Origin of the sequence: Geobacillus sp. LEMMY01 (assembly GCF_002042905.1) — a bacterium.
GTDB classification, from domain to species: domain Bacteria; phylum Bacillota; class Bacilli; order Bacillales; family Anoxybacillaceae; genus Geobacillus; species Geobacillus proteiniphilus.
The window spans coordinates 21329-45808 of record NZ_MVKA01000020.1 but is presented as its reverse complement, the minus strand read 5'-3'; the positions used below and the strand labels follow the sequence as shown (position 1 = coordinate 45808).

Sequence of the window (24480 nt, the reverse complement as noted above, 5' to 3'; positions counted from 1 at the left end):
ATTTCCTTTTGGAGTGAAAAGAAGAACAGCTTTTGAGATTTCTCTATGTTAAAACGTATGTTCTGTTAAATCACCGGCCTTCTCAACGCATCCGCTTCCTCAGTTCAAACGCCAAAGCTTGCCTGGTCGCAGCCGGCACCGCCCCAGGCTCGCGAAAGCGCAGATTGCGGCTCCTATCGCCCGCACCAACCGCCTCTTGAAAAAATTCCTTCATTACCGACGCGGACGCGGCGGCGCTGATAGGAGCATCTCCCCGTACTGCCGCATTTGTTCCCCGACCGTGCATTGCTGGATGCAAAACGACTGGGCGTACGTTTTGCCGTACTCTTTCCGGAACGTGCTTTTTAAAAAGCAGCCGTCGCAGTACGTTTCCTCCAGCCAAGCGATTTGGTCCAATATTTCTTTGCGTCGGTTCCGCTTCTTTCCCATACGACCTTACCCTTTCTCTGTCAATTCCGTTCGACTCGTGATGATCTGCCCTTCAAGCGCCTGGCGGGCGAGCGAATCTGCCTCTTTATTTTGTTTGCGCGAAATCGGCTCGTACGCCGGCTCGATGTGAAGCTCGCGCATTTTCGCTTCAATGCGGTCAAGCCAGATGTTGAAATCGTCCTCAAAACACGGCCAATCGCCGGACAGCTGCTTTAACACGACGTGGGAGTCGCCGCGGAACGTCACCGGCAAATGATGGACGCCAAGTTCCTCGAGCAGCTGCATAACAAACCAAAACGCCGCATACTCTGCCTCATTATTGGATTTGATTTCGCCGAGCCGGCGGTTGGCGCGCAGCCGGTAGCGATGGTCGTTTTGCTTATAGTATACGACCGCGCCGACGCCGCCTTGGGACGTCTCATGGTCAAAGCCGCCGTCGAAATACACAACGATCTCATACGGCTCGCCGGCGATCTCCTCAAGCAGCTTTTGCAGCTCTTTTTTTGACCACACCGTGCCGTTTCGATCGACGAACTCAACTGTTTTCGTCCGCCCGGTTTTTTCAAAATCATCCGCCAAAGCGAGCGCCTTTTTGGCATCGACCCAATCGGAGACAAGAAACGCCTCTTGTTTTTTCGGCGTGATATACGTCCAGTGGATTTGTACGTCCAACTCATTGTCACCCTTCCGCGTGGCGATGATCGGAGCTGGTTTTTATTTTACCACACTTGCGCCCTTGTTCATTACCTAATATTATGCGCAATTTCTTCTTGTATCAACCATTTTGCCGCAGGCGCCCATCTTTTTTCCAAAACCGTATGTTTTTTTCGACCTATTTATGATACACTAGCGGCTAGCAGCTGATAAATAGGGTTAACAAGGGGGAAATCACATTGAAGCAACAAACCATCGCGGATTTAAGCTTGTTAGTGGTGACGTTCGTCTGGGGGGCGACGTTCGTCGTCGTCCAAAATGCCATTTCGTTTTTGGAGCCGTTGTCGTTTAACGCCGTTCGCTTCAGTTTGGCTGGCTTGTTGCTTCTCACTTGGATCGCTGCCGCTTCCCGCCCATTGCTCGGCCAGTTGTCATGGCGGCTCATCGGCGCTGGGGCGTGGATGGGGCTATGGCTGTTTTGCGGCTACGCATTCCAAACGATCGGACTGTTGTATACCACTTCCTCGAAAGCCGGCTTTATTACCGGACTGAGCGTTGTTCTCGTTCCATTGTTTTCCTTTTTGATTTTAAAGCAAAAACCGTCTGTGAATGCGGTCGTTGGAGCGGCACTTGCTACGTTCGGCCTGTATTGGCTGACGGGCGGAGCGGAGCTGTCGCCCAACCGCGGCGATCTATTCGTCTTTTTTTGCGCCATTTCGTTTGCCATGCACATCATCGTCACTGGCCAATATTCCTCCCGGTATTCGACGCTGCTGTTGACGATGGTGCAAATTTTTACCGTCGCCGTCCTTTGTTTCTTCTTTGCCTTTTGGTTTGAAGACGCCGCCCAAATGTGGAATATGGCGGTGCTCCGCCGTCCAGAAGTATGGGGGGCGCTCGCTGTGACATCGCTGTTGGCGACGACCGCGGCGTTTCTCATCCAAACGGCGGTACAAAAATATACGACTCCCGCCCATGTCGCGCTGATTTTCACCATGGAGCCGGTGTTCGCTGCTTTGACCGCCTACCTTTGGGCTGGAGAGCGGCTGTCGCCATCGGCCTGGCTTGGCGGCGCTGCGATTTTGGCCGGCATGATTTTCGCCGAACTGCCAAGCATGCGCCTCTGGGGCAGACGGTGGCGGGAAAAGCGGAACATCCCATCGTAGCCGCAACGGTTGCTCTTAGCGAAAAACAGTGAAGCTTTTGGGAGGCTAGAGGCGCTCCGTTGGTCATCATCCCATGCCGACGGCGCCTGACGCGCTTCGCTGCCTGAGGCTGTCAGGCGCGACGCCGACAACCCCAATGCGATAAAGCGCCCGCGGCCATGCCTAAGAGCGCCCCGCCGACGACTTCGATCGGCTCGTGCCCGAGCCGGGCGCGCAACTGCCGCTGTCGTTTGTGATAAACGGTTTGTTTTGGATCTCCTTCCAGCTTTTTCACTTCCTCGGCAAGCTCGTTCAGGCGAAGGGCGAGTTCGCCCGCTTGGCGCCGCACCCCTTGCGCATCGTACATGACGATCAGTCCAAACAACGCAGCCAAGGCAAAATCGATCGTGCGCACGCCTCGCTCGAGGGCGATAAATGTCGCCAAGGCGGAAACACCGGCAGAGTGGGAGCTTGGCATTCCGCCGGTTTCGAAAAAGAGCCGCCAGTCCCACCGGCCGGTCTCCAGCTGCTTGATCGGGATTTTCAGAAACTGGGCGAGCGCGATTGTCGCGAGCGCCGTCTTCAGCCCCTTGTTCATCACGCCTCCCTCCTTTGCTTATATTTTGGCCAAGGGTGGCCATACTATCCGTAAAGAGCGGAGGTGAGAGCAATGACCAAAAACGGCGGCCGAAACCGCGGCACGAAGGCGCCGGGCGTCAACCCGCAAGGCTTTGGCCAAGACGGAACGTTCACCCCGGATCCAAAAAGCAAGCTTGAGAACGCAGCGAAAAAGCTCAACACCAAATAAAAGCAGGCTTCCCGATATGGGAGCCTGCTTTTTGTCGTTATTGTTTCACTTTCGCCAATTTTTCGCGCAACACCATTTGCAAAATGCCGCCGTGGCGATAGTAGTCGATTTCGACTTCGCTGTCAAAGCGGACGATGACCTCAAATTCTTTCTTCTCGCCCGTATCCGGGTTCGTCGCCGTCACTTTGACGAGATCGCGCGGTTTGACGTTTTCATCGATGTGAATGTCGAACACTTCTTTGCCCGTCAAGCCGAGCGTCTCCGCATTTTCGCCTTCTTTGAATTGCAACGGCAGGACGCCCATCAAGACGAGGTTCGAGCGGTGGATGCGCTCAAAGCTTTCGGCGATGACCGTTTTAATGCCGAGCAAGAACGTCCCTTTCGCCGCCCAGTCGCGCGAGCTGCCCATGCCGTAGTCTTTGCCGGCGATGACGACAAGCCCAGTGCCGTCTTGTTTATATTTCATGCACGCATCGTACATCGACATCACTTCGCCGGTCGGCCAGTACGTCGTATAGCCGCCTTCCGTGCCCGGCGCAATTTGGTTGCGGATGCGGATGTTGGCAAACGTGCCGCGCATCATCACTTCATGGTTGCCGCGCCGCGAACCGTACGAGTTGAAGTCTTTCGGCTCGACGCCTTTCGAGATCAAATATTGGCCTGCCGGCGTGTTTTTGCCGATCGACCCAGCTGGCGAAATATGGTCAGTCGTGACCGAATCGCCGAACTTGCCGACGACGCGCAAGCCGGTGAGAGGTTCGACTTTGCGCACTTCCGGCGACAAGCCTTCAAAGAACGGCGGATTTTGAATGTACGTCGAGTTTTCATCCCATTGATAAAGCGGCTCATCCGTCGTTTCGATGGCGTTCCAGCGCGGATTGCCGTCGAACACGCGCTCATATTCTTTGCGGAACAGTTCCGGATCGACCGCTTGTTTCACGACGGCTTTTACCTCTTCCATCGACGGCCAAATGTCGCGGAAGTAGACGTCATTGCCGTCTTTGTCTTTGCCAATCGGCTCGTTCAACAAGTCAATGTCGACCGTGCCGGCGAGCGCATAGGCGACAACAAGCGGCGGCGATGCCAAATAGTTGCCTTTGACAAGCGGGTGGATGCGGCCTTCAAAGTTCCGGTTGCCGGATAGGACGCTTGTCACAAGCAGATCGCTTTCCGCGAGCGCTTTTTCGAGCTCCGGCGCAAGCGGACCCGAGTTGCCGATGCATGTCGTGCAACCGTAGCCGACGACGTTGAAGCCGAGCTGTTCAAGATACGGAAGCAGCCCCGAGTCACGCAAGTAGCCGGTGACGACTTTCGAGCCCGGCGCGAGCGACGTTTTCACGTATTTCGGCACTTGCAAGCCTTTTTCAACCGCTTTTTTCGCCACTAAGCCAGCGGCGACGAGGACGTACGGGTTCGACGTATTCGTACAGCTTGTGATCGCCGCGATGACGACAGCGCCCGTTTTCAATTTCACTTGTTCGCCGTTCAGCTCGACCGTAATTTCCCGCTCTAAGTCCGCTTCCGTCAAGCCAAAGCCTTGGTTGCCTTGCGGGGCTTTCACCGCGTCGCGGAACGACTGTTTCATTTTCGAGAGCGGGATCAAGTCTTGCGGCCGTTTCGGCCCCGACAAGTTCGTTTCGATTTCCGACAAGTTGATTTCAACGACATCCGTAAACACCGGCTCCGGTGCATCCGGCGTGTAGAACAAACCGTTCGCTTTGCAATACGCTTCGACGACTTGAACGTGATGTTCGTCGCGGCCGGTCAAGCGCAAATAGTCAAGCGCTTCGGCGTCGACCGGGAAGAAGCCGCACGTTGCCCCGTATTCCGGCGCCATGTTGGCGATCGTCGCCCGGTCCGCAAGCGGCAAAGTCGCCACTCCTGGTCCGAAAAATTCGACGAATTTGCCGACGACGCCTTTTTTCCGGAGCACTTGCGTCACCTTAAGCGCCAAGTCGGTGGCCGTCGCTCCGTCCGGCAGCTTGCCTGTCAGGCGGACGCCGATGACTTCCGGCACCGGGAAGTACGACGGTTGGCCGAGCATGCCGGCTTCCGCTTCAATGCCGCCGACCCCCCAGCCGAGGACGCCGAGGCCGTTGATCATCGTCGTATGCGAGTCCGTGCCGACAAGCGTATCCGGGAATGCTTCGTACTCGCCGTTTTCCCCTTCGACCGCGTGAACGACGCTTGCCAAATATTCCAAGTTCACTTGGTGGACGATCCCCGTTGCCGGCGGAACGGCGCGATAGTTATCAAATGCTTTTTGCGCCCATTTCAAAAACTTGTACCGTTCGGCGTTCCGTTTGAATTCCAAATCCATGTTGTACTCAAGCGCATCGTCCGACCCGTAGCGGTCGACTTGCACCGAGTGGTCGATGACGAGATCGACCGGAATTTCCGGGTTGATTTCGTACGGATCGCCGCCCAAATCGGCCATCGCTTTGCGCATCGAAGCCAAATCGACGACCGCCGGCACGCCGGTGAAGTCTTGCAAAATGACGCGCGACGGCTTAAACGGCACGTCAATGTCTTTCATTTCCGGCGTTCCCCATTTCGCCAAGTTTTCGACGTGCTCTTTCGTGATGACGCGGCCGTCGACTTGGCGAAGCACCGATTCAAGCAATACTTTGATCGAGTACGGCAGGCGGCTCACCTGGCCGATGCCCGCTTCTTCAAGCGCTTGCAAACGGTAGTAGTTGTAGGTTTTGCCGTTTACAACAAACGAAGAGCGGGCGTTGAACACATCTTGTTTCGCCATATGTATAACCCCCTTCACTTCACAATAATACTATACTATTTTTTCGCACAAAAGTCGAAAAAATAGCATGAATTCTCCCAATCCCCATAAAGTTCGGCACGACTTTATCTTATTACAGAACAGGACAAGTTGTAAATAATGATTTCCAATGTCTCGCCATATTACTTCCTTACCGCGGCAAAAGAGGAATAAGGCGCCCGTTTCATCGCAAACTAGAAGCGGAGGTGAAACGAATGGCGAAGCGAAAAGCAAACCACGTGATCCCTGGCATGAACGCCGCCAAAGCGCAAGGAATGGGCGCCGGATACAACGAAGAGTTTTCCAATGAACCGCTGACCGAGGAGCAGCGCCAAAACAACAAAAAACGAAAAAAGAACCAATAGCGTGGCGGCCATTTCGCCATCCCGGCCTGCCATAGCATGCAAAAAGGGAATGTCCGCCGCCGGCATTCCCTTACTCGTTTTCATTGACTTCGTCAACGATCGCCTGCAAATCGCTGCGGAATTTTTCGAGCTGCACGCGTTGTGTCTCCGAGGCAACTTCGAGCGCGTTTTCAATTTGGGCGAACGCCTCGTTTACTTCTTGCCGAAGATGGGTCAGCTGGTGGCCGTAGTCGGCTTGATCACGCACCAAGTGATCGTGCCATTCTTTCGCTTCCATCGTCGCCTTTTGCGCTGCTTGAAACGCCTCTTGCTTCGTTTTATGGTAAACCATGGCTCGTCCCTCCTTCGCAGTCATCGCGGTCGTTCACTACTTATCGTTTCAAACCGGGCGCAAATTATGCGCCGAATAAGCGAAAGCACAACGCCGCATGCTAACGGACAAAGGAGGGACAACAAATGACGAACAAAAACGACGGCAAAGATATGCGCAAAAACGCCCCAAAAGGCGACAATCCTGGGCAGCCGGAGCCGCTTGACGGTTCGAAAAAAGTGAAGAACCGCAATCACACGCGGCAAAAGCACAACACAAGCCACGATATGTGACGCAAACAAGCGGAGTTTTCCTTCTCCGTTCAGCCGAGACCGGCGGCAGCCGGGAGGGCTGAACGGCTGGTGCTATTATGTTTACATAATAAAATTATTGTAAAATCAACAAAGCGGGCGGTCGCTAGAACAGCCCGTTGCCGCCCGCCTTGGGTTCATTCCCGTTGAAGCAAATCATCCTCCCCGGGCAACAAGCCGGCCGACGGCGATTATGATTCGGCTGTTTGCCGCTTAAGCGCTTCATACAGCTCCACGAATTCAGCGGCTAAATCCTTGACCGTGATCGCCGTCATTAAATGATCTTGGGCATGCACCATCAGAAGCGTCACCACCGGCTGCCCGCCGCTATGCACAAAACAAAAGAACGAGGCCTTATTCGACCCCGTTCATCTCGTGAAGACATGGTGCCCGATGCGAATCGTCACCGGACGCGACAACATCCATTTGTCTTTTGTGATTTTCGGATTGTAGAAATAAAGCGAGCCGCGGCGATCGTTTGGGAATAAGGCTAGCGCCTTGTCGACCGCCTCGTAATCCTGCTTTGTCGGCTGAATGCGGGTCAATTTCCCCGTTTTGGCTGGTACAAACGCGTAGCCGGATTTCGTTTTTTGATAAATGACGCCGCGCACCGTCTTTGGAAACTCCGGATGCTTTGTGCGGTTTAAAACCACAAGCGCCACTTCCACCTTGCCGGCAAACGGCTCGCTCGAACCGGTCTCCGCTTGCACAAGCTGGGCGAGCAGCTTCCGGTCAGCGGCGCTTAATGAGATCGATTTCTTCTTTGCCGGCGCCGAAGCCGATCGCTTCGCCGCAGCCGGCACTTTCAGCTTTTCGCCGACATAAATAGCATCGCTTTTTAACCCGTTTAACGACTTTAACGAAGCAACCGAAGTATGATATTGTTTGGCGATCTTCGACAACGTATCGCCTTTTTTCACTTGATAGTATGTATACGAGCCAGCCGCTTCCGCCGACAGCTCATGAGAGCTTAACGCCATACAGCAAATGATCGTGAGCGCTGCAATCGTCTTTTTCACTCTGCGCATCCCCCTCATCGTTGCCTTTTGGCTTTTTTTCTTTGTTTACTAGATTAGCAGGCAAAGAAGGGAACGTCACTGTATATCTTTTCCATACAAAGCGGCCGGCGGCTTTCAATCCATTGGCGCTGTAAGGCGGGACAAGCTTTTTTACAGTTGCATTACAGTTGCGTTACGGTTCGTAACAAGCCGCCGTTTGAAACTTGCCAAACAGCAAGCTTTTCGACATAATAGTAGACGAATCTTGCCTATGGCAAAACAGTTGATCATCATGTTGGGGTGGGGATCGTGCTGACCGGATGGTTTCTTTGGTTTATTTTGCTTTGGGTCGTCTTTTTGCTTGTCATGATGTCGATCGGCGGCTTTTTCATGTTCCGCAAGTTTTTGAAGCGGCTGCCGAAAGAAGATGGGAAATCGGAGCTCGACTGGCAGGAATATTACATTGAACAGACGCGCCATTTATGGGGGGAAGAAGAAAAAGCGCTGCTTGAGGAATTGGTTCGCCCTGTGCCGGAATTGTTCCGCGACGTCGCGCGGCAAAAGATCGCCGGCAAAATCGGCGAGCTTGCGCTCAAAGAGCAGGCGCCGCGCATCACACGCGACTTGCTGATCCGCGGCTACATCATCGCAACCCCCAAGCGCGACCATAAGTTTTTAATCCGGACATTGCAGGCGAAGAACATCGATCTCGCCCCTTATAAACATTTATTGGAAAGCCGCTGACGTTCCGCCTTTCGTCTAAGGCTGGCCGGCGGCTTTCGTCTGTTTCAGCATGAAAAAAGCGGCCCAAACAAGCAGCTTTTTAGGCCGGGACCGACGACTTCAGCTCCGTCTGCGGGACAATTCCAGGGAAGCGAAGTGAAGTGGCTTGGCGCAACAAAAAAGGGAGCTGTCCATCAGCGGGACAGCTCTTTATGTTAGCACTGGCGGTTTCAGCTGCGCCGCCAGCTTTCTATACGAAACGTACATCGCAATCCGCCATGGGACGATCATCGAAAACGCGAGCAAATAAAACATGCCGCTTAACTGGCGGTAGTCGATCGTTCGTCCTAAATACGTTTTCAAGCCAAGGCGAATGACAATCAGCCCGAGCAAAATCCAAATAAAGGATTTTGAGCGTTTCAAATAAATATCGTTGCCGCGGATTTCAAATTTCGACGTTTTAATGAGAAACAGCGAGAAAAACAGGCCGAGAATGACCGCTTCGATGAGCTCCCCGCGCGTAACGCGAAAGACCGGATCGATGAACATCAGCGCCCCGGTGCTCATAAACAGCGGCGGCAAAATAATTTTTTTGGCATTCGTCGGCTTTTCCGACGCCTTCATGCGCACAAAAAAGATGAAAAACGCCATCACAACGGCGATGAGCGATGTAATGAACGCCAAAGCCATCACCTTCTTCGGACAAAATTCACGGACAACGCTATTATAGCAAAAACCGCTCCGCTTGCCTACCGTCCTCTCCAGCCGCCCCCGCCTTCGCCAAACATCGCGCTCGCTTCATCCCTCTCGCTTGCCAAAAAGAACGCAGCCAGCTGTCTTCCGGCGGTCATAAGCCGGCGCCTTCCTATGCCGTACGGAGCCGAAGCCCGCTTACAAAAGACGGGCAATCGCCTCGAGCACGCGGGTTTCTTCAAACGGCTTGACGATGAAGTCGGCCGCTCCGGCTTCAATTGCCTCAACAACCATACGCTGCTGCCCGAGCGCCGAGCAGATAATGATTTTCGCCCCCGGATCGATCTCCTTAATCGCCCGCACCGCTTCAATCCCATTCATGACCGGCATCGTAATGTCCATGATGACAAGATCGGGGCGCAACCGGCGATACAGCTCGACCGCCTCTTTGCCGTTTTCCGCCTCACCGGCTACGGTGTGATCCGTTTTTTCCAGTATGCGCGCCAGCGTTACCCGCATAAACTTCGCATCGTCAGCAATTAAAATGGCAGCCATCTTTCCATCGTCCTCTCCTCAACGATATTCCTCCAACAACAGCCGCACAAAGGGCGGCTCCATCGCCGCTAAAAGCCAGTAAATCCGCCAAACAAGCTTGTCGTATAAGCAATCAGCTTTGTCATCCAGTCAAAGTACAAAACGACGCCCATCGCCACCATGACATAGCCGCCCGCCTTCATGATGGATGCGCTATGGCGGCGGATCCATTGCAGCTTGCCGATAAAAAACGACAAAATGAAAAACGGAACGGCAAATCCGAGCGTATAAGCAAGCATATACACCATTCCTGAGCCCGGGTTGGTGGCGGCTAGAGCGACAACCGCCACCAAAATCGGCCCCATGCACGGCGTCCAACCGGCGGCGAATGCCATGCCGATCAGCACGGAGCCGACATATCCCGGTGGCCGTTCACGAAACGAAATGCGCCGGTCTTTCAGCAAAAACGCCGGCTTCCACAGCCCGGCGACGACGAGGCCGAGAGCGACGATCACGACCGCGCCGATTTGCCGGATCGCATCTTGATAATCAACAAACAGCCTTCCAAGCAGCGAGGTGCCAAAGCCAAGCGAGATAAAAATGAGCGAGAAGCCGAGCAAAAAGCAAAGCGTATGCCATAAGCTGCGGCGGTTGAGCATGGCGTTTTCCTCTTTCAGCTCGCTGACCGACACGCCGGTGATATACGATAAAAACGCCGGATAAAGCGGCAAGCAGCACGGGGAGATAAACGACAAGAACCCGGCGCCGAACGCTAAAAATAGATTGAGATCATTCATTGGTGAACCAGCCCCTGCTTTTTTACTTTTTATTTTAGCAGAATTCCTTCTTCCCGTAACGTGTTTCTCATTGTTCCTGGTCAATTTTTCTATTTTCCATTTTTGCGTTCACTGATAAAATAGTATAAAGCACCATACACAATACTTCAAGCAAAGGACGGTCGATTCGTGCCGAAATGCAAATTGTTGGCCTTGATTGAACAAAAGCGGATGGAGCTTGTCGACACGGTGGCCAAAACAGGGTTAAACTCGGCGGCGGCCATGAAAATCAGCAAAGAACTTGACACGTTGCTCAACGCCTATCAACGCGAACAAACCAAGCGGCGAAAGCAAAGCGCCTCCCGCTAGACGGGACAGGGCGCTTTCTTCTTTTTGTTCCAAGCAGGGGCGGCAAAACGCCGCCATTTACGCATGGGCGTCGACAAGGCCGTTTTGCAGCAAGTACATTTGGTAGTAAAGCCCTTTTTGCGCCAGCAGTTGCTGATGCGTGCCGCGCTCGATGATTTCGCCGCGGTGGAGGACGAAAATTTGATCGGCGTCTTGGATCGTCGATAGGCGGTGGGCGATGGCGATTGTTGTCCGCCCTTTCCGCATGCGCATGAGCGCATCTTGAATCGCTTCCTCTGTTTCGGTGTCAATATAGGCGGTCGCCTCATCGAGCACCAAAATTTTCGGATCAGCAGCGATCGTGCGGGCAAAGGAAAGAAGCTGGCGCTGACCGCTTGATAACGTCGCCCCGCGCTCGGCGAGCACATGGTCGTAGCCGCCGGGCAATTGCTCAATAAACGCATCAGCCTGCACGAGCCGGGCGGCCTCCTTAATGGTTTCGTCGTCCAATTCCTGATTATACATGCGAATGTTCTCTTTGACCGTCCCGTAAAACAAAAACGGATCTTGCAAGACAAGGCCGAGGCGGCGGCGCAACTCAGCGCGCGAGTAATCGCGGATCGACCGGCCGTCAAGCAAAATATTGCCGCGGTCAAACTCATAAAAGCGCATGAGCAAGTTGATGATCGAACTTTTGCCGCTGCCGGTATGGCCGACAAACGCGACCGTCTGCCCTGGACGGATGACAAACGACAGCCGTTTCAGCACATCCCGTTTGCCGTCGTAGGAAAAGCTGACATCACGAAATTCGATTTCCCCGCGCTCGATCACATGCGGCGACCAATCTGGATTGACCGGCTCCTCTTCTTGATGATCAAGAAGGGCGAACACGCGAGAGGCGGAAACGATCGCCTGCTGGTAAAGAGACAGGCGCATCATCATTTGCGTCACCGGTTCGAAAAAGCGCTCCAAATAGTTGACAAACGCGTACAGCACGCCGATCTCAACTGGGCTGTCAAGCGCCGTGATGCCAAAAAAGCTGAGCACGACCATGATCGACAACATATACACCATATCGATCGCCGGCCGAAGCAGCAGTCCATCGAGGCGGATGTTTTTCATCCCCGCCTTGTAATGCGCTTCATTGACGGCGGCAAACTCTTGATATAAACGGCGCTGCTGGCGGAACGCTTGAATGACGGCCATCCCTTGCAGCGATTCGTTCAATTTGGCGTTCAGTTCGCTCAGCCGTTCGCGCATCTCTTGATAAAACACCGAGCTGTAGCGGCGGTACGTGTGCATGATGAACGCGATAGCCGGGAGGATGAACAGGCAAAACAACGCAAGCTTGGCGTCAAGCGAAAACATGGCGACAAACACGCCGATGACAAACAAGCCGTTTTGCACAAAGGCCGCTAGGACGCTGATGAACATGTCCTTGATCGCTTCCGTATCGTTCGTCACCCGCGAAACGATGCTTCCGCCCGGCGTCCGGTCAAAATAGCTCATCCCGAGCCGGTGCACTTTCGCAAACACATCCATCCGCAACGCTTGAATGACGTGCAAAGCGAGCCGCTGAAACTCAACAAGCTGGAAGTAGGAAATGATCGTTTTCAAGATGAGCACGCCGAGATAGGCGGCGGCCAGCGCCGCCACCGGTCCAAAAGCAAGGCGGCCCGGCACCAAATAGTCGTCAATGAACACTTTCACCAAATACGGGCCGGAAAGCTCCCCGGCCGCTGCCAACAGAAGAAGCGTAAACGCAAGCGCAGTTTCTTTTTTGTATCTTCCCATATAAGCGAGCAGCCGCCATAAGACGCGCCGCTGCTCTTTTGTTGTCAACCATCGGTCGTTCATCCGCTTCCCCCTATCTCACAAACAACTTGTATTTTCAGGCTTTTCGCTCCGCTCGTTTTTGGCTAGAGCTCGAACGTTCAGGCCTGTTGTCACTCCGCAAGCTCCTCAAGCTGCTGGCGTCGGTGCATGTCACGATACCAGCCGTCTTCTGCCATCAGCTGCTCGTGCGTTCCGGCCTGCACGATTCGCCCCCCGTCAAGGACGAGAATCCAATCGGCATGCTCAACCGCGCTTAAACGATGAGCGGCGATGATCGTCGTTTTTCCGCGCCGCTCCTGTTTGAGCGCCGTTAAAATCCGCGCCTCGGTCTTCGCATCCACGGCCGACAACGCGTCATCAAAAATGAGCACTTCCGGGTCAATGAGAAGCGCCCGGGCGATTGACAGCCGCTGTTTTTGCCCACCGGATAGGGAAACGCCGCGCTCGCCGATGACCGTCTCATACCCGTCGGGAAACTGCAAAATGTCATCATGAATGTCGGCCAGCCGCGCCGCCCGGACGACCTCGTCCTCTCCGGCTTCCGGCTTAGCAAAGGCGATGTTGTCGCGGACAGAGGCAGAAAACAAGAAATGGTCTTGCGGCACGTAGCCGATCGCCGAACGGAGCGCGAAAAGCGTATAATCGCGGATGTCGCGGCCGCCGAAGCGAATCTCGCCGTCATAGCCGTCAAACTCGCGCAGCAGCAGGCGAAGCAGCGTCGTTTTTCCCGCCCCCGTTTTGCCGACGACGCCAAGCGTCGCCCCGCGCTTGAGCTGAAAACGAATGTCCCGAAGCGCCGGCTTCGCCTCCCCCGGATAGGCAAATTGACGAACATCATACTCAATGTCGCCTTGCGGAGCGATGTGAAGGGCATCGGGACGTTCGTTGATTTCATCTTGTTCAGCCAACAGCGCCCGCACCCGGTCGTACGAAGCGCGCCCTCGCTCAACAATGTTAAACAGCCAGCCGAACGCCAACATCGGCCAAATGAGCAGGCCAAGGTAGGTCGTAAACGACACAAGCTCGCCGATCGTCAATTCGCCGGCCAGAACCATTTGGCTGCCAAACGCCACAGCGAGAAAAAACGACAGCCCAACAAGCAGCCCGATCGTCGGATCAAACAAGGCGTCAATTTTGGCGACGGCAACGTTTTTCGCCACGACGTCTTCCGATTGGCGGCGAAACGCCTCGACATCGTGTTCCTCATAGCCAAACGCCTTGATGACGCGGATGCCGCTGATGCTTTCCTGCACCTTGTCGTTCAACGATGAAAACGCCTCTTGCGCCGTTAAAAACCGACGATGGAGCATCGTTCCATAGCGGCTCGTCGCCGCCGCCATCACTGGCATCGGCAATAGGCTGATGAGCGTCAGCTTCCAGCTGATCGAAAACGCCATCGTTGCCAACACGAACCCGCCAAGCGTCACCGAGTCAACAAGCGTCAAAATGCCGCTTCCGGCCGTCTGCTGAATCGCCTGCAAATCGTTCGTCGCATGGGCCATTAAATCGCCGATCCGCTTCCGTTGGTAAAACGACGGCGACATGTTCGTAAAATGTTGATACAGCTCGTTGCGCAGCTGGCGGGCAAGCTTGACCGCCGAACCGAAAATGAAAATGCGCCAAGCGTAGCGGAGCCCGTAAAGCGCCGCCGCAACGGCGGCGAGGACGGCGATCCAGCGGATGAGCACCTCTTTTGTCATCGTTCCGTTTTTCATATGATCGACCAACAAGCCGATCACCTTCGGCGGGACCGTCTCTAAAAACGCAACGAGGACAAGCACGAAAATGCCGGTGATATACGCCTTCTTTTCTTGGCGAAAAAACCAAAACAAATCGCGAAACACGCGCACGCGCTCCACCTCCTTTCGTTTGGCTGACGAACAATCGCCATATTATTGTAACAAAACTAGAAAAATTTTGAAAGAACATTTTTGCAAAATAAAAAGACACTCTCGATCGAGTGTCTGTTGCGCTTATTTCAGCTGATTGTTCATCATTTTCATCATCTGATTGATTTTCTTCTGCGACGGAGTCATCCCCATTTGCATCATCATCATGCGAATCATTTGTTCATTGATCGGCGGGTTTTTCTTCAAATAATTGATCATCGTTTTGCGGGCGACGAAAAATCCGATCGCCACCCCGGCGATGAGCGCCAGCACGCCAACGAGAATCGTACCCCACATAACAGCGATTTTCCTCCTTCTTGTTGTCTCCCTAACAGTGTACTAAACGATGCGTCATTAGACAATATTTCGCGACAAAAATCTTTTCATTACGCAAATTTTCTTCCTTGCGCAGGCGCAGACAGCCAGTAGTAATCGGCAAAATCAGCGTCGACTGCCAAAAACGTCGGCGCCAACCGGGAGAGCGCTCGCCCGATGTCCGCGGCAAGCGGCGCGCTGTCGGCGACAAGAAGCAAGCGGCGCTTTTGCACGACAAGCAACGCTTCCTCACCGGCGTCGTTTTGCAAAACAAACATATTGCGCTCCAAATTTTTGCCGACGCGGCCGGCAAAATATTGCTTTAAGCCGAGTTCCAGGCGCGAAAATGACAGCCGTTCGGTGATAAATTCGACTTGCTTGCGGCAAATCGCCTTCAGCGGCGCTTTCGCGTATTGATGCTCACGAAGCAGTTCGACAATTTTTTCTGCCCGATGGCGGTAATGCGACGCCACATCGTCATTCAACAAATAAATCCAATAGCGGACCATGCCCCATCCCCCATTTCTGTTCATCTATTTTCTATTATAGAAAAGGAAAGGGGAAAAATATGTCTATTAACGGCAAGTTTTTTCACTAACATTGTCGATTTTTGTTTGCGGTGGCCATGCCGCCGCAAACAGGCCAACATGTCATAAACAAGCCTTTGCCCTCGATCCAACCCCGAAAATGCTTGACCAATGCGCAGCCATCTTTCACAAAAACAAGCTGCCCCTGCAACAACGCAAGGACAGCTTTCCCGGTTACTTGCCGAGCAGCGCTTTTGTGCGGCGGACGACGTTGTCAACCGTAAAGCCATACTCGGCCATGATTTTCTCTCCCGGAGCGGAAGCACCGAATCGGTCGATGGCCAAAATGTCGCCCTCGGCGCCGACGTAGCGCTCCCAACCGAGCGACGCGCCCATTTCAATGGCGAGCCGCTTCGTCACGGCCGGTGGAAGCACTTCATCGCGGTACGATTTTGGCTGCGCTTCGAAGCGGTCCCACGATGGCATGCTGATGACAGAGACATGGATGCCCTCAACGGCGAGCGCTTCTTGCGCTTTTACGGCCAGGCCGACTTCCGAGCCGGTCGCCAACAATAGCGCCTCCGGAGTGCCGTTTTTCGCCGGTGAAACGACGTACGCACCTTTTTTCACGCCTTCATACGCCAACTCAGCTGTTGTCGCCAATGTCGGCACATCTTGACGCGTCAAGACGAGGGCGGTCGGCTTGTCCGTCGATTCGAGCGCCATCCGCCACGCTGCCGCCGTTTCGTTCGCGTCAGCCGGACGGATGACCGACAAGTTCGGCATCGCCCGAAGCGAAGCGAGATGTTCGATCGGTTCGTGCGTCGGTCCGTCTTCGCCGACGGCGATGCTGTCGTGCGTCAAGACGTAGATGACCGGCAAGCCCATCAGCGCTGCCAAGCGGATCGCCGGACGCAAATAGTCGGAGAACACGAAGAACGTGCCGCCGAACACTTTCAACCCGCCGTGAAGCGCCATGCCGTTCAATGCCGCTCCCATGGCAAACTCGCGCACGCCAAACCAAATGTTGCGCCCTTCGTAGCTGTTCGGCAGGAAGTTGCCGCCGCCTTTGATGAGCGTTTTGTTCGAGCTTGCCAAGTCCGCCGAACCGCCGATAAACTGCGGCACCGTTTTGGCGATGGCGTTGATCACTTCCCCGGACGATGAGCGAGTCGCCAGGCTTTTGCCCGCTTCGTACACCGGCAGCGCCGTCTCCCAGCCATCCGGAAGCTTCCCTTCAATCGCCCGCTTCAGCTCGGCAGCCAGCTCCGGATGCGCCTGCTCATAAGCGTCGAACAGTTCATTCCATTCCGCTTCTTTTTTCGCCCCCGGCTCTTGCACCTTTTCCCGGAAATGGGCGTATACTTCTTCCGGTACATAAAAATCTTCGGCAAACGTCCAGCGGTACGCTTCCTTCGTCAGCTTCGCCTCTTCCGCACCGAGCGGAGCGCCATGGACGCCGGACGTGCCCGCTTTATTTGGCGCGCCGTAGCCAATCGTCGTTTTTACTTCAATGAGCGTCGGCCGGCTGAGGTCCGCCCGCGCCTCCTCGAGCGCTTTGGCGATTTCTTCAATATTGTTGCCGTCCTCAACGCGCAAATATTGCCAGCCGTACGCTTGGAAACGTTGGGCGACGTTTTCCGAGAACGACAAGTTGAGCTCCCCGTCTAGCGAAATGTCGTTCGAGTCATACAGGACGATCAGGCGGCCCAACTTTAAGTGGCCGGCGAGTGACGCGGCTTCGCTCGCCACTCCTTCCATCAAATCGCCGTCGCCGCAAATGGCGTACGTATAATGGTTGATGATCTCAAACCCGTCGCGGTTGTATGTAGCGGCCAAATGCCGTTCCGCCATCGCCATGCCGACCGCCATCGCAATCCCTTGGCCGAGCGGTCCGGTCGTCGCTTCCACGCCCGGCGTATGGCCGTATTCCGGATGGCCCGGCGTTTTGCTTCCCCATTGACGGAATTGTTTCAAGTCGTCCATCGATACATCATATCCGCTTAAATGAAGCAAGCTGTACAATAACATCGACCCGTGCCCGGCTGACAAGACAAACCGATCGCGGTTGAACCAACCTGGATTTGCCGGATTATGGTTCATAAATTTCGTCCAAAGCGTGTACGCCATCGGCGCCGCGCCCATCGGCATGCCCGGATGTCCGGATTTGGCCTTTTCGATCGCGTCAATCGACAGCGTTCGAATCGTCGTAATCGCCAACTCCTCGATTGAATGCGCCATCGTCTTCCTCCTTTTCATCAACATGGTGTCATTTACTATCATATAGAAAATCGGCTTCCTTGTACAACGTTTATTTTCTCCTTCAGGACAAACGAGGCGCCGTCTCTTTTTTTCGCGACTTAATGGAAGCGCCGCCGCTGGCTTTCCTTTAATTTTTTCGGCGTCACGTCGTTGCCGTTCGGGTCGATGATCGTCACCGTATGGAGCATATCGGTCATCGCTTTGCGGAACGCTTGAATGTACTCGCGGCGCAGCTTCGCCTGCTCGAGCGTCTCTTCGGCCGACAAGCCGGACGTTTTCGCTTTTTTCGCCAGTTCGTTGATGCGGGCTAATTTATGTTTGGCAATCATTGATCATCTTCTCCTATCTGCCATATTCTCACTCTGTTTTATCTTATCTGATCAACCGGGAAGATGGCAACGATGGCATCTTGGCTTCCTTTGCCCGCTCGCCGCTTTAGGGCCAGGAGCGGCACACAATCAACGCCGCCTTTGTTGCTCGTCCATATATTCCTGGTAACGGCGATGGACGGTCGCCTTGGACGCCTCGTAGCCAAAGCTTCGCAGCGTCGCGGCGATATCAGCAAACGTCAGTCCGCGCTCGCGCAAGCGGACGATCTCCTCAACCGGCAGATCGATTCGGTCACGCCCGGCGTTTTCGCCCTGGCGCCTTAGGTTCCGCTCCGGGCGGTAGCCGCGGGCGATGGCCCGCTGCATACCGCGCTTAATTTTGGCGTTATGTATTTTCCTTTGGTACTCCTCGACAATAGCGATGATGGATAACACCATCTCATCGGCCTCCGACAGCGGCATCTCCCCGCGGTGGCTGGCGCTGTATATTTTCACCCCTTGCTTTTTCAAGCAATGCAGCACCGCCATGCGCGCATGGCCGCGCCCAAGCCGCGTTTCATCTTGAATGAGCAGCACATCGACCTCGCCTTCCTCGCAAAGCGAAAGCAGCTTCAACACGCCGTCGCGGTCGGCTTCGTAACCGCTCGCTTGCTCGGCGATCACTTTAACGACTTCAAATCCACACTCGGCCGCCAGCCGTTCGAGCTCATCTCGTTGCCTCGCGAGCGACGTCTCCTGCTCGGCTTTGTCCGTACTGACACGGCAGTAAATGACCGCCCTCATGGCCCATCCCTTCTTTCCATCACTGATTGACGGCCACCGAGCCGCCCTGCTTTGATTTTAACACAGGAATGATGATCCGTTCACCGGCGGTAAGGCGCGGGCTCGGCAAATGATTGACATCGATGACCCAGCGGATGAACTCATCAGGCGGCATATGGTGCTCCTGCTCGTACTGTTTTGCCAGCCCCCAAAGCGTATCGCCGGGAGCGACCGTAATCGCCACGTATTCTTTTTTGTCGACCGGACTGCTGGCGTAAACGAACCCTGCCAGCACGAGCGCAAACAAAAAGGAGAACAGAAAGTGATGAAGCAACGTTTTCCCCATTTCCCCCCACCCTTTCTAGAATGTTCGTTCGCTTTCCTTCATTATAGCCAGGAACATTTGTTTGTGTCAATAAAAAACTCGAACTTACGTTTGTTTTTTCATCTTCCTCATGGTATAATGAAGACAAATGATGTGGCGAGAGGTGTGAAACAATGACGAAACTGTCGAAACGGCAACAACAAATTTTAGAATTTATTAAGCAGGAAGTAAAAACGAAGGGCTATCCTCCGTCGGTGCGGGAAATTGGGGAAGCGGTGGGACTGGCGTCAAGTTCGACCGTCCACGGGCATTTAGCGCGCCTAGAAAGCAAAGGGTACATCCGCCGCGACCCGACGAAGCCGCGTGCCATTGAAATTTTGGACAACGATATGGCCAAGGAGAAAGAAAAAGAGGAGATCATCTCGGTGCCGATCATCGGCAAGGTGACGGCCGGCCAACCGATTACAGCGGTGGAAAACATCGAAGGCTACTTTCCGCTGCCGAAGCGGCTCGCCGCTGGCGAGGAGCAGCTGTTTATGCTTGAAGTGATGGGCGACAGCATGATCGAAGCCGGCATTCTCGACGGCGACTACGTCATCGTCCGCCAGCAGTCATCAGCCAACAACGGCGACATCGTCGTCGCCATGACGGAAGACAACGAGGCGACGGTGAAGCGGTTTTTCAAAGAAAAAGACTACATCCGCCTGCAGCCGGAAAACGCTCATCTTGAGCCGATCATCGTCCGCGACTGCACGATTCTCGGCAAAGTGATCGGCGTCTACCGCCTGTTCGACTGACCCGTGCCGGACTGCGCCCATAAAAAAGCTGCCCCGAAAAACGGGGCAGCTTTTTTATGAATCAGTAGAGTTCCATATATTGATCTAATTCCCATTGATGAACCGCCGTCCGGTACATATCCCACTCGATTTCTTTCGCCTCAACGAAATGCTCGAATAAATGTTTGCCGAGCGCTTGGATCATCACTTCATCGGACTTCAAGTTTTCCAGCGCTTCATGCAGCGTTGCCGGCAAATCGACAATGCCTTCTTCGAGCCGTTCTTCTTTCGTCATGACGTAAATGTTTCGGTCCACTGGTGCCGGAGGAGTGAGCTTGTTGCGAATGCCATCAAGCCCAGCGGCTAAAAGCACCGCCATGGCCAAGTATGGGTTGGCCGACGGGTCGACGCTGCGCACCTCAATGCGCGTGCTCATGCCGCGTGAAGCCGGGATGCGGATGAGCGGGCTGCGGTTGCGCGCCGACCAGGCGACATAGCACGGCGCTTCATAACCCGGGACAAGGCGTTTGTACGAGTTGACCGTCGGATTCGTCACCGCCGTAAAGTTCGGCGCATGCTTCAGCACGCCGGCGATAAACTGCCGCGCCGTATCGCTCAACTGCAAATCGCCGTTCGGATCGAAAAAGGCGTTTTCGCCGTTGCGGAACAGCGACAGGTTGCAGTGCATCCCTGAACCGTTAATCCCAAAAATCGGCTTTGGCATAAAGGTCGCATGCAATCCGTGTTTGCGGGCGATCGTTTTAACGACGAGCTTAAACGTTTGAATGTCGTCGCACGCTTTTACGGCATCGGCGTATTTAAAATCGATCTCATGCTGACCCGGGGCGACTTCATGGTGGGACGCTTCGATTTCAAACCCCATTTCCTCAAGCTCGAGCACAATGTCGCGCCGGCAGTTTTCCCCGAGGTCCGTCGGCGCCAAATCGAAATAGCCGCCGCGATCATTCAGCTCCATCGTCGGGTGCCCTTTTTCGTCAAGCTTGAAGAGGAAGAATTCCGGCTCAGCCCCTAAGTTAAAGGCGTTGAAGCCGAACGCTTCCATCTCTTTCAACATCCGCTTCAAGTTGTAGCGCGGGCAGCCTTCAAACGGCGTGCCGTCCGGGTTGTAAATGTCGCAGATAAAGCGGGCGACTTTTCCTTTTTCCGATGTCCACGGGAAAATGACGAACGTATCCAAATCCGGATACAAATACATATCCGACTCTTCGATGCGGACAAATCCTTCGATCGACGACCCGTCAAACATCATTTTGTTGTTAAGTGCTTTCTCTAACTGGCTGATGGGAATTTCGACGTTTTTGATCGTGCCCAAAATATCAGTGAATTGCAGGCGGATGTACTTGACATTTTCCTCTTTGACGATGTGTAGAATGTCGTCACGCGTATATTTTGCCATGTCTAAACTCCTCCCCGGCTCGGAAATCATTTTCCATGATTAATGAAAGAAGCGAGCGAGATCTCCTTGGCGAAGCGATGCGCGCTGGAACCGCCCGGCCTGCAGCAATTCGTTCCGCAAAATTTCGCGCAGTTCCTCGTCCGACAGCTTCGGTTTTCCCACTTTTTCGACTTTCTCCGCCTGCCCGTGGCGCCCTTCCTCCCGCGCGGCAAAAATTTGCTTAATGCCCGCCAAGTTGACGCCTTGGTCGATCAAATCTTTAATTTCCAGCAAGCGGTCGATGTCATTGAGCGAAAACAGCCGCCGGTTGCCTTCGGTGCGCGCGGGCGAGACGAGGCCGTGCTCTTCATAATAGCGGATTTGCCGAGCCGATAAGTCGGTCAGCTGCATCACAATCCCAATCGGAAACAATGGCATGGAACGACGAATTTGGCTGCTCATGCCAATTCCTCCTCGCTTTTGATACCTTTATTCTACCATAATGTTAGGAAATGAGTCAATGAAACGTGACGTTTCCTCACAAACAAATCAACTGCTGTTCAAGCAAACGCTGAATGGCGGAACAGACGGCGATTTTCACATGCGAATACGTCAATCCGCCTTGCACATACGCGACATAGGGGGGGCGCAACGGCCCGTCGGCCGTCAGCTCAATGCTTGCCCCTTGCACAAACGTGCCGGCGGCCATGATCACTTTATCTTCATAGCCGGGCATGTCGCTCGGGTACGGGGTAAAATGAGCGTTGACCGGGGAGGAAGCCTGAATCGCTTGGCAAAACGCCACCATTTGTTCCGGATCGTCAAAACGGACGGACTGAACCAAATCCGTTCGCTTCGCCTTCCACGATGGCGAGGTCTTTAGCCCGATCCGCTCGAGCATCGCCGCCGTAAAGACCGCCCCCTTGAGCGCCTGGCCCACGGTGTGCGGCGCAAGGAAAAAGCCTTGATACATATCCGGCAAGCTGTAAAGCGACGGACCGACTTCCGCTCCAATGCCCGGCGAGGTCATCCGATAGGCGCACGCCTCCACATATTCCCGCTTGCCGACAATGTAGCCGCCCGTTTTCGCCAAGCCCCCTCCCGGATTTTTAATAAGCGAGCCGGCCATCAAATCGGCGCCGACATGGCATGGCTCTTTCTCCTCGACGAATTCGCCGTAGCAATTGTCGACAAACACGACGACATCCGGTTTGATCGACTTGACGAATGCAATCATGTTGCCGATCTCTTCGACAGTAAACGACGGCCGGTCCGCATAGCCGCGCGAACGTTGAATGCCGATCATTTTCGTCCGCTCATGGATCGCTTCGCGAACGGCCGGAAAATCAACCATCCCATCCGCTGTGAGCGGCACGCTGCGATAACGAATGCCAAACTCTTTCAGCGAGCCGACGCCGCGGCCGCGGACGCCGACGATTTCCTCAAGCGTATCGTACGGAGCGCCCGTGATGTAAAGCAATTCATCGCCCGGGCGCAACACGCCAAACAGCGCGATCGCAATCGCGTGCGTGCCGGAAATGATTTGCGGGCGCACAAGCCCCGCTTCCGCTCCAAACACATCGGCGTAAATGCGATCGAGCGTATCGCGGCCCGCATCGTCATACCCATAACCGGTTGACGGGATGAAATGGGCGTCGCTCACTTGATGGCGACGGAAGCTCTCAAGCACGCGGTATTGATTGACGTCGACCAGTTCATCGATGCGGCGGTGAATCGGCGCGATTTGTGCTTCGATTTCCTCGATGAGAAGAGCGATGGTTTCTCCGTGTCTCCACTGTGTCCAAAACATAGATGAACCCTTTCTACCGTTGGAATGATTGCAGCTCCCCATACAAGGGGTGCGTAGGCAGCACGTATCCTTGGCAGTCGTACGTGCCCCCCTGTTCATTATAATGCCATTCGTGCAAAATGGTGTCCGATTTTAACCGAGCGAGCAATTTTCCTTCACCGCTTGGGATCGACACGTCGTAACGGGCCATTTGCTGTTTCACCGCCTCTTCAAGAAAATAGCGGAGCCGGTCAATGTCGGCGGCGGAAAGCGCGCTCATCACGATGGAAGCAGTCGTTGTCGGAATGAATTCCGACGCTTTTTGATCGCTTTTATTGTACACCGTGACCATCGGAATGGAAGAAGCCCCCAATTCAGCGAGCAGCCGCGACACCGTTCGCTCGTGCGCAACGTAATCCGGGTGAGACGAATCGACGACGTGAAGCAATAGATCGGCTTCCGTCACTTCCTCGAGCGTCGAGCGGAACGCGGCGACAAGCGTCGTCGGCAAGTCTTGAATGAACCCGACCGTATCGGTGACAAGCACTGTGTAGCCGCATGGCAAGACACATTTGCGCGTCAACGGATCGAGCGTGGCAAACAACAAATTTTCTTCCAACGAATCGGCGGCGGTCAGCCGATTGAAAATCGTTGATTTGCCGGCGTTGGTATAGCCGACGAGCGCCACTTGAAACGCTTGGTTTTTTTGCCGGCGCTCGCGATACCGCCCTCGATGCTCAGCGATGCGCACAAGCTCAGCTTTAATGTCGTCAATGCGGCGGCGAATATGGCGGCGGTCGGTCTCGAGCTTCGTCTCCCCCGGGCCGCGCGTGCCGATGCCGCCGCCCAAGCGGGATAGCGCCTCTCCTTGGCCGCTAAGGCGCGGCAACATATACTCCAGCTGGGCGAGCTCGACTTGCAGCTTTCCTTCTTTCGAGCGGGCGCGCCTTGCAAAAATGTCTAAAATCAGCTGCGTCCGGTCAATCACTTTCACCTCGCCAAGCATTTTCGTCAAATTGCGCGTTTGGCTTGGAGAGAGCTCGCTGTTGAAAATAACGACGTCCGGTTCCAGCTGCTTGACTATGGCGGCGAGCTCTTCTGTTTTCCCTTTGCCGATATACGTCGCCGGGTGCGGCGCTTCACGTTTTTGCGTCAACTCTGCCACAACCTCGCCGTTCGCCGTCGCAACGAGCGAAGCGAGCTCCTCCATCGAATAGCGAAACCGTTCATCATCGACACCAGCGAGCTGGCAGCCGACAAGGATCGCTTGTTCACGGCTCATGGCATCCCCCTTCCTTTCCCTCGCGGCGAACATGTTCTCTACGTTCATGATACCAAATCCCACCGTCGGTCTGCTAGTTCGTTCCAAAAAAACGATTGATTTTCCGCCGCTTTTGCCCCTAC

28 protein-coding genes and 1 pseudogene are annotated in these 24480 nt (G+C 54.5%); 7 read left to right on the top strand and 22 right to left on the bottom strand.

What is annotated here, in order from left to right; genetic code table 11:
* Nucleotides 1-213: 213 nt before the first annotated feature.
* Together B1A75_RS10980 and B1A75_RS10975 are read right to left on the bottom strand one after the other, a co-directional pair.
* Nucleotides 214-429 carry a zinc-finger domain-containing protein gene (locus tag B1A75_RS10980; RefSeq protein ID WP_013145666.1) on the bottom strand — a complete coding sequence of 72 codons (216 nt, stop codon included), beginning with the start codon at nucleotides 427-429 and terminating at the stop codon, nucleotides 214-216.
* Nucleotides 430-435: 6 nt separating this feature from the next.
* Nucleotides 436-1101 carry a ribonuclease H family protein gene (locus B1A75_RS10975; RefSeq protein ID WP_079936194.1) on the bottom strand — a complete coding sequence of 222 codons (666 nt, stop codon included), beginning with the start codon at nucleotides 1099-1101 and terminating at the stop codon, nucleotides 436-438.
* A gap of 221 nt (nucleotides 1102-1322) precedes the next feature.
* On the opposite strand from B1A75_RS10975, the gene B1A75_RS10970 reads away from it, so the two are divergent.
* Nucleotides 1323-2249: a DMT family transporter gene (locus B1A75_RS10970; protein WP_079936193.1), complete on the top strand. Its 927-nt coding sequence runs from the start codon at nucleotides 1323-1325 to the stop codon at nucleotides 2247-2249.
* A 112-nt stretch (nucleotides 2250-2361) separates the two neighbouring features.
* On the opposite strand, the gene B1A75_RS10965 is transcribed toward B1A75_RS10970, so the two are convergent.
* The gene (locus B1A75_RS10965) at nucleotides 2362-2826 is read right to left on the bottom strand and encodes a divergent PAP2 family protein (RefSeq protein WP_053413665.1); all 465 of its coding nucleotides are present in this window, start codon (nucleotides 2824-2826) and stop codon (nucleotides 2362-2364) included.
* A 72-nt stretch (nucleotides 2827-2898) separates the two neighbouring features.
* Between B1A75_RS10965 and sspL the strand changes: the two genes are divergently transcribed.
* The gene (gene sspL / locus B1A75_RS10960) at nucleotides 2899-3036 is read left to right on the top strand and encodes a small, acid-soluble spore protein L (protein WP_011230846.1); all 138 of its coding nucleotides are present in this window, start codon (nucleotides 2899-2901) and stop codon (nucleotides 3034-3036) included.
* A 37-nt stretch (nucleotides 3037-3073) separates the two neighbouring features.
* On the opposite strand, the gene acnA is transcribed toward sspL, so the two are convergent.
* Complete coding sequence (gene acnA / locus B1A75_RS10955) at nucleotides 3074-5794, bottom strand: aconitate hydratase AcnA (RefSeq protein WP_033025150.1); 2721 nt, start codon at nucleotides 5792-5794, stop codon at nucleotides 3074-3076.
* 233 nt (nucleotides 5795-6027) lie between these two features.
* On the opposite strand from acnA, the gene sspO reads away from it, so the two are divergent.
* Entirely contained in the window at nucleotides 6028-6177 is a 150-nt protein-coding gene (gene sspO / locus B1A75_RS10950) for a small acid-soluble spore protein O (protein WP_033025147.1), read from the top strand.
* 70 nt (nucleotides 6178-6247) lie between these two features.
* Here sspO and B1A75_RS10945 read toward each other — a convergent pair whose 3' ends face one another.
* Nucleotides 6248-6508, bottom strand: coding sequence for a hypothetical protein (locus B1A75_RS10945; RefSeq protein WP_033025146.1), 261 nt, complete (start codon nucleotides 6506-6508; stop codon nucleotides 6248-6250).
* Between the two features lie 125 nt (nucleotides 6509-6633).
* Between B1A75_RS10945 and B1A75_RS10940 the strand changes: the two genes are divergently transcribed.
* Nucleotides 6634-6780: a small acid-soluble spore protein P gene (locus tag B1A75_RS10940; protein ID WP_011230843.1), complete on the top strand. Its 147-nt coding sequence runs from the start codon at nucleotides 6634-6636 to the stop codon at nucleotides 6778-6780.
* Between the two features lie 209 nt (nucleotides 6781-6989).
* Here B1A75_RS10940 and B1A75_RS10935 read toward each other — a convergent pair.
* Nucleotides 6990-7127, bottom strand: a pseudogene (locus tag B1A75_RS10935) (PTS lactose/cellobiose transporter subunit IIA); the annotation flags it as partial.
* 39 nt (nucleotides 7128-7166) lie between these two features.
* Nucleotides 7167-7835: a cell wall hydrolase gene (locus B1A75_RS10930; RefSeq protein ID WP_239691247.1), complete on the bottom strand. Its 669-nt coding sequence runs from the start codon at nucleotides 7833-7835 to the stop codon at nucleotides 7167-7169.
* Nucleotides 7836-8105: 270 nt separating this feature from the next.
* On the opposite strand from B1A75_RS10930, the gene B1A75_RS10925 reads away from it, so the two are divergent.
* The gene (locus tag B1A75_RS10925; protein WP_011230841.1) at nucleotides 8106-8540 is read left to right on the top strand and encodes a DUF2621 domain-containing protein; all 435 of its coding nucleotides are present in this window, start codon (nucleotides 8106-8108) and stop codon (nucleotides 8538-8540) included.
* A 189-nt stretch (nucleotides 8541-8729) separates the two neighbouring features.
* Here B1A75_RS10925 and B1A75_RS10920 read toward each other — a convergent pair whose 3' ends face one another.
* The 3 genes from B1A75_RS10920 to B1A75_RS10910 form a co-directional block, all read right to left on the bottom strand.
* Nucleotides 8730-9209 (bottom strand): CcdC family protein, encoded by a 480-nt coding sequence (locus B1A75_RS10920; protein ID WP_407059689.1) that lies wholly within the window; start codon nucleotides 9207-9209, stop codon nucleotides 8730-8732.
* A 201-nt stretch (nucleotides 9210-9410) separates the two neighbouring features.
* Entirely contained in the window at nucleotides 9411-9767 is a 357-nt protein-coding gene (locus B1A75_RS10915) for a response regulator (RefSeq protein WP_011230839.1), read from the bottom strand.
* Nucleotides 9768-9835: 68 nt separating this feature from the next.
* Nucleotides 9836-10543 carry a cytochrome c biogenesis protein CcdA gene (locus B1A75_RS10910; RefSeq protein WP_033025143.1) on the bottom strand — a complete coding sequence of 236 codons (708 nt, stop codon included), beginning with the start codon at nucleotides 10541-10543 and terminating at the stop codon, nucleotides 9836-9838.
* 168 nt (nucleotides 10544-10711) lie between these two features.
* Here B1A75_RS10910 and B1A75_RS10905 point away from each other — a divergent pair, with 168 nt between their 5' ends.
* Complete coding sequence (locus B1A75_RS10905; RefSeq protein WP_079936191.1) at nucleotides 10712-10891, top strand: aspartyl-phosphate phosphatase Spo0E family protein; 180 nt, start codon at nucleotides 10712-10714, stop codon at nucleotides 10889-10891.
* A 57-nt stretch (nucleotides 10892-10948) separates the two neighbouring features.
* Here the strand turns inward: B1A75_RS10905 and B1A75_RS10900 are convergent, their stop codons facing one another.
* The 8 genes from B1A75_RS10900 to yneA form a co-directional block, all read right to left on the bottom strand.
* Nucleotides 10949-12727, bottom strand: a complete 1779-nt coding sequence (locus B1A75_RS10900) for an ABC transporter ATP-binding protein (RefSeq protein WP_079936190.1) — start codon at nucleotides 12725-12727, stop codon at nucleotides 10949-10951.
* An 89-nt stretch (nucleotides 12728-12816) separates the two neighbouring features.
* Entirely contained in the window at nucleotides 12817-14556 is a 1740-nt protein-coding gene (locus B1A75_RS10895) for an ABC transporter transmembrane domain-containing protein (RefSeq protein WP_033025141.1), read from the bottom strand.
* A 123-nt stretch (nucleotides 14557-14679) separates the two neighbouring features.
* Nucleotides 14680-14892: a YneF family protein gene (locus tag B1A75_RS10890; protein WP_011230833.1), complete on the bottom strand. Its 213-nt coding sequence runs from the start codon at nucleotides 14890-14892 to the stop codon at nucleotides 14680-14682.
* 89 nt (nucleotides 14893-14981) lie between these two features.
* Nucleotides 14982-15419, bottom strand: coding sequence for a sporulation inhibitor of replication protein SirA (sirA, locus tag B1A75_RS10885; RefSeq protein WP_033025137.1), 438 nt, complete (start codon nucleotides 15417-15419; stop codon nucleotides 14982-14984).
* Between the two features lie 252 nt (nucleotides 15420-15671).
* Nucleotides 15672-17678: a transketolase gene (gene tkt, locus B1A75_RS10880; RefSeq protein WP_033025136.1), complete on the bottom strand. Its 2007-nt coding sequence runs from the start codon at nucleotides 17676-17678 to the stop codon at nucleotides 15672-15674.
* Nucleotides 17679-17797: 119 nt separating this feature from the next.
* The gene (locus B1A75_RS10875; RefSeq protein WP_033025135.1) at nucleotides 17798-18028 is read right to left on the bottom strand and encodes a DUF896 domain-containing protein; all 231 of its coding nucleotides are present in this window, start codon (nucleotides 18026-18028) and stop codon (nucleotides 17798-17800) included.
* 129 nt (nucleotides 18029-18157) lie between these two features.
* Nucleotides 18158-18811, bottom strand: coding sequence for a YneB family resolvase-like protein (locus B1A75_RS10870; protein ID WP_033025134.1), 654 nt, complete (start codon nucleotides 18809-18811; stop codon nucleotides 18158-18160).
* Nucleotides 18812-18830: 19 nt separating this feature from the next.
* Nucleotides 18831-19136, bottom strand: a complete 306-nt coding sequence (gene yneA, locus B1A75_RS10865; RefSeq protein ID WP_033025132.1) for a cell division suppressor protein YneA — start codon at nucleotides 19134-19136, stop codon at nucleotides 18831-18833.
* A gap of 152 nt (nucleotides 19137-19288) precedes the next feature.
* Here yneA and lexA point away from each other — a divergent pair, with 152 nt between their 5' ends.
* On the top strand, nucleotides 19289-19912 hold the full coding sequence (gene lexA / locus B1A75_RS10860; protein ID WP_033025131.1) for a transcriptional repressor LexA: 624 nt from the start codon (nucleotides 19289-19291) through the stop codon (nucleotides 19910-19912).
* Between the two features lie 61 nt (nucleotides 19913-19973).
* Here lexA and glnA read toward each other — a convergent pair whose 3' ends face one another.
* The 4 genes from glnA to hflX form a co-directional block, all read right to left on the bottom strand.
* Entirely contained in the window at nucleotides 19974-21308 is a 1335-nt protein-coding gene (gene glnA, locus B1A75_RS10855; RefSeq protein WP_033025130.1) for a type I glutamate--ammonia ligase, read from the bottom strand.
* Nucleotides 21309-21347: 39 nt separating this feature from the next.
* Nucleotides 21348-21749, bottom strand: coding sequence for a MerR family transcriptional regulator (locus B1A75_RS10850; RefSeq protein ID WP_033025129.1), 402 nt, complete (start codon nucleotides 21747-21749; stop codon nucleotides 21348-21350).
* Between the two features lie 76 nt (nucleotides 21750-21825).
* Nucleotides 21826-23097 (bottom strand): methionine gamma-lyase family protein, encoded by a 1272-nt coding sequence (locus tag B1A75_RS10845; protein WP_033025128.1) that lies wholly within the window; start codon nucleotides 23095-23097, stop codon nucleotides 21826-21828.
* 13 nt (nucleotides 23098-23110) lie between these two features.
* Nucleotides 23111-24358, bottom strand: coding sequence for a GTPase HflX (gene hflX / locus B1A75_RS10840; RefSeq protein ID WP_033025127.1), 1248 nt, complete (start codon nucleotides 24356-24358; stop codon nucleotides 23111-23113).
* Between the last annotated feature and the right edge of the window lie 122 nt (nucleotides 24359-24480).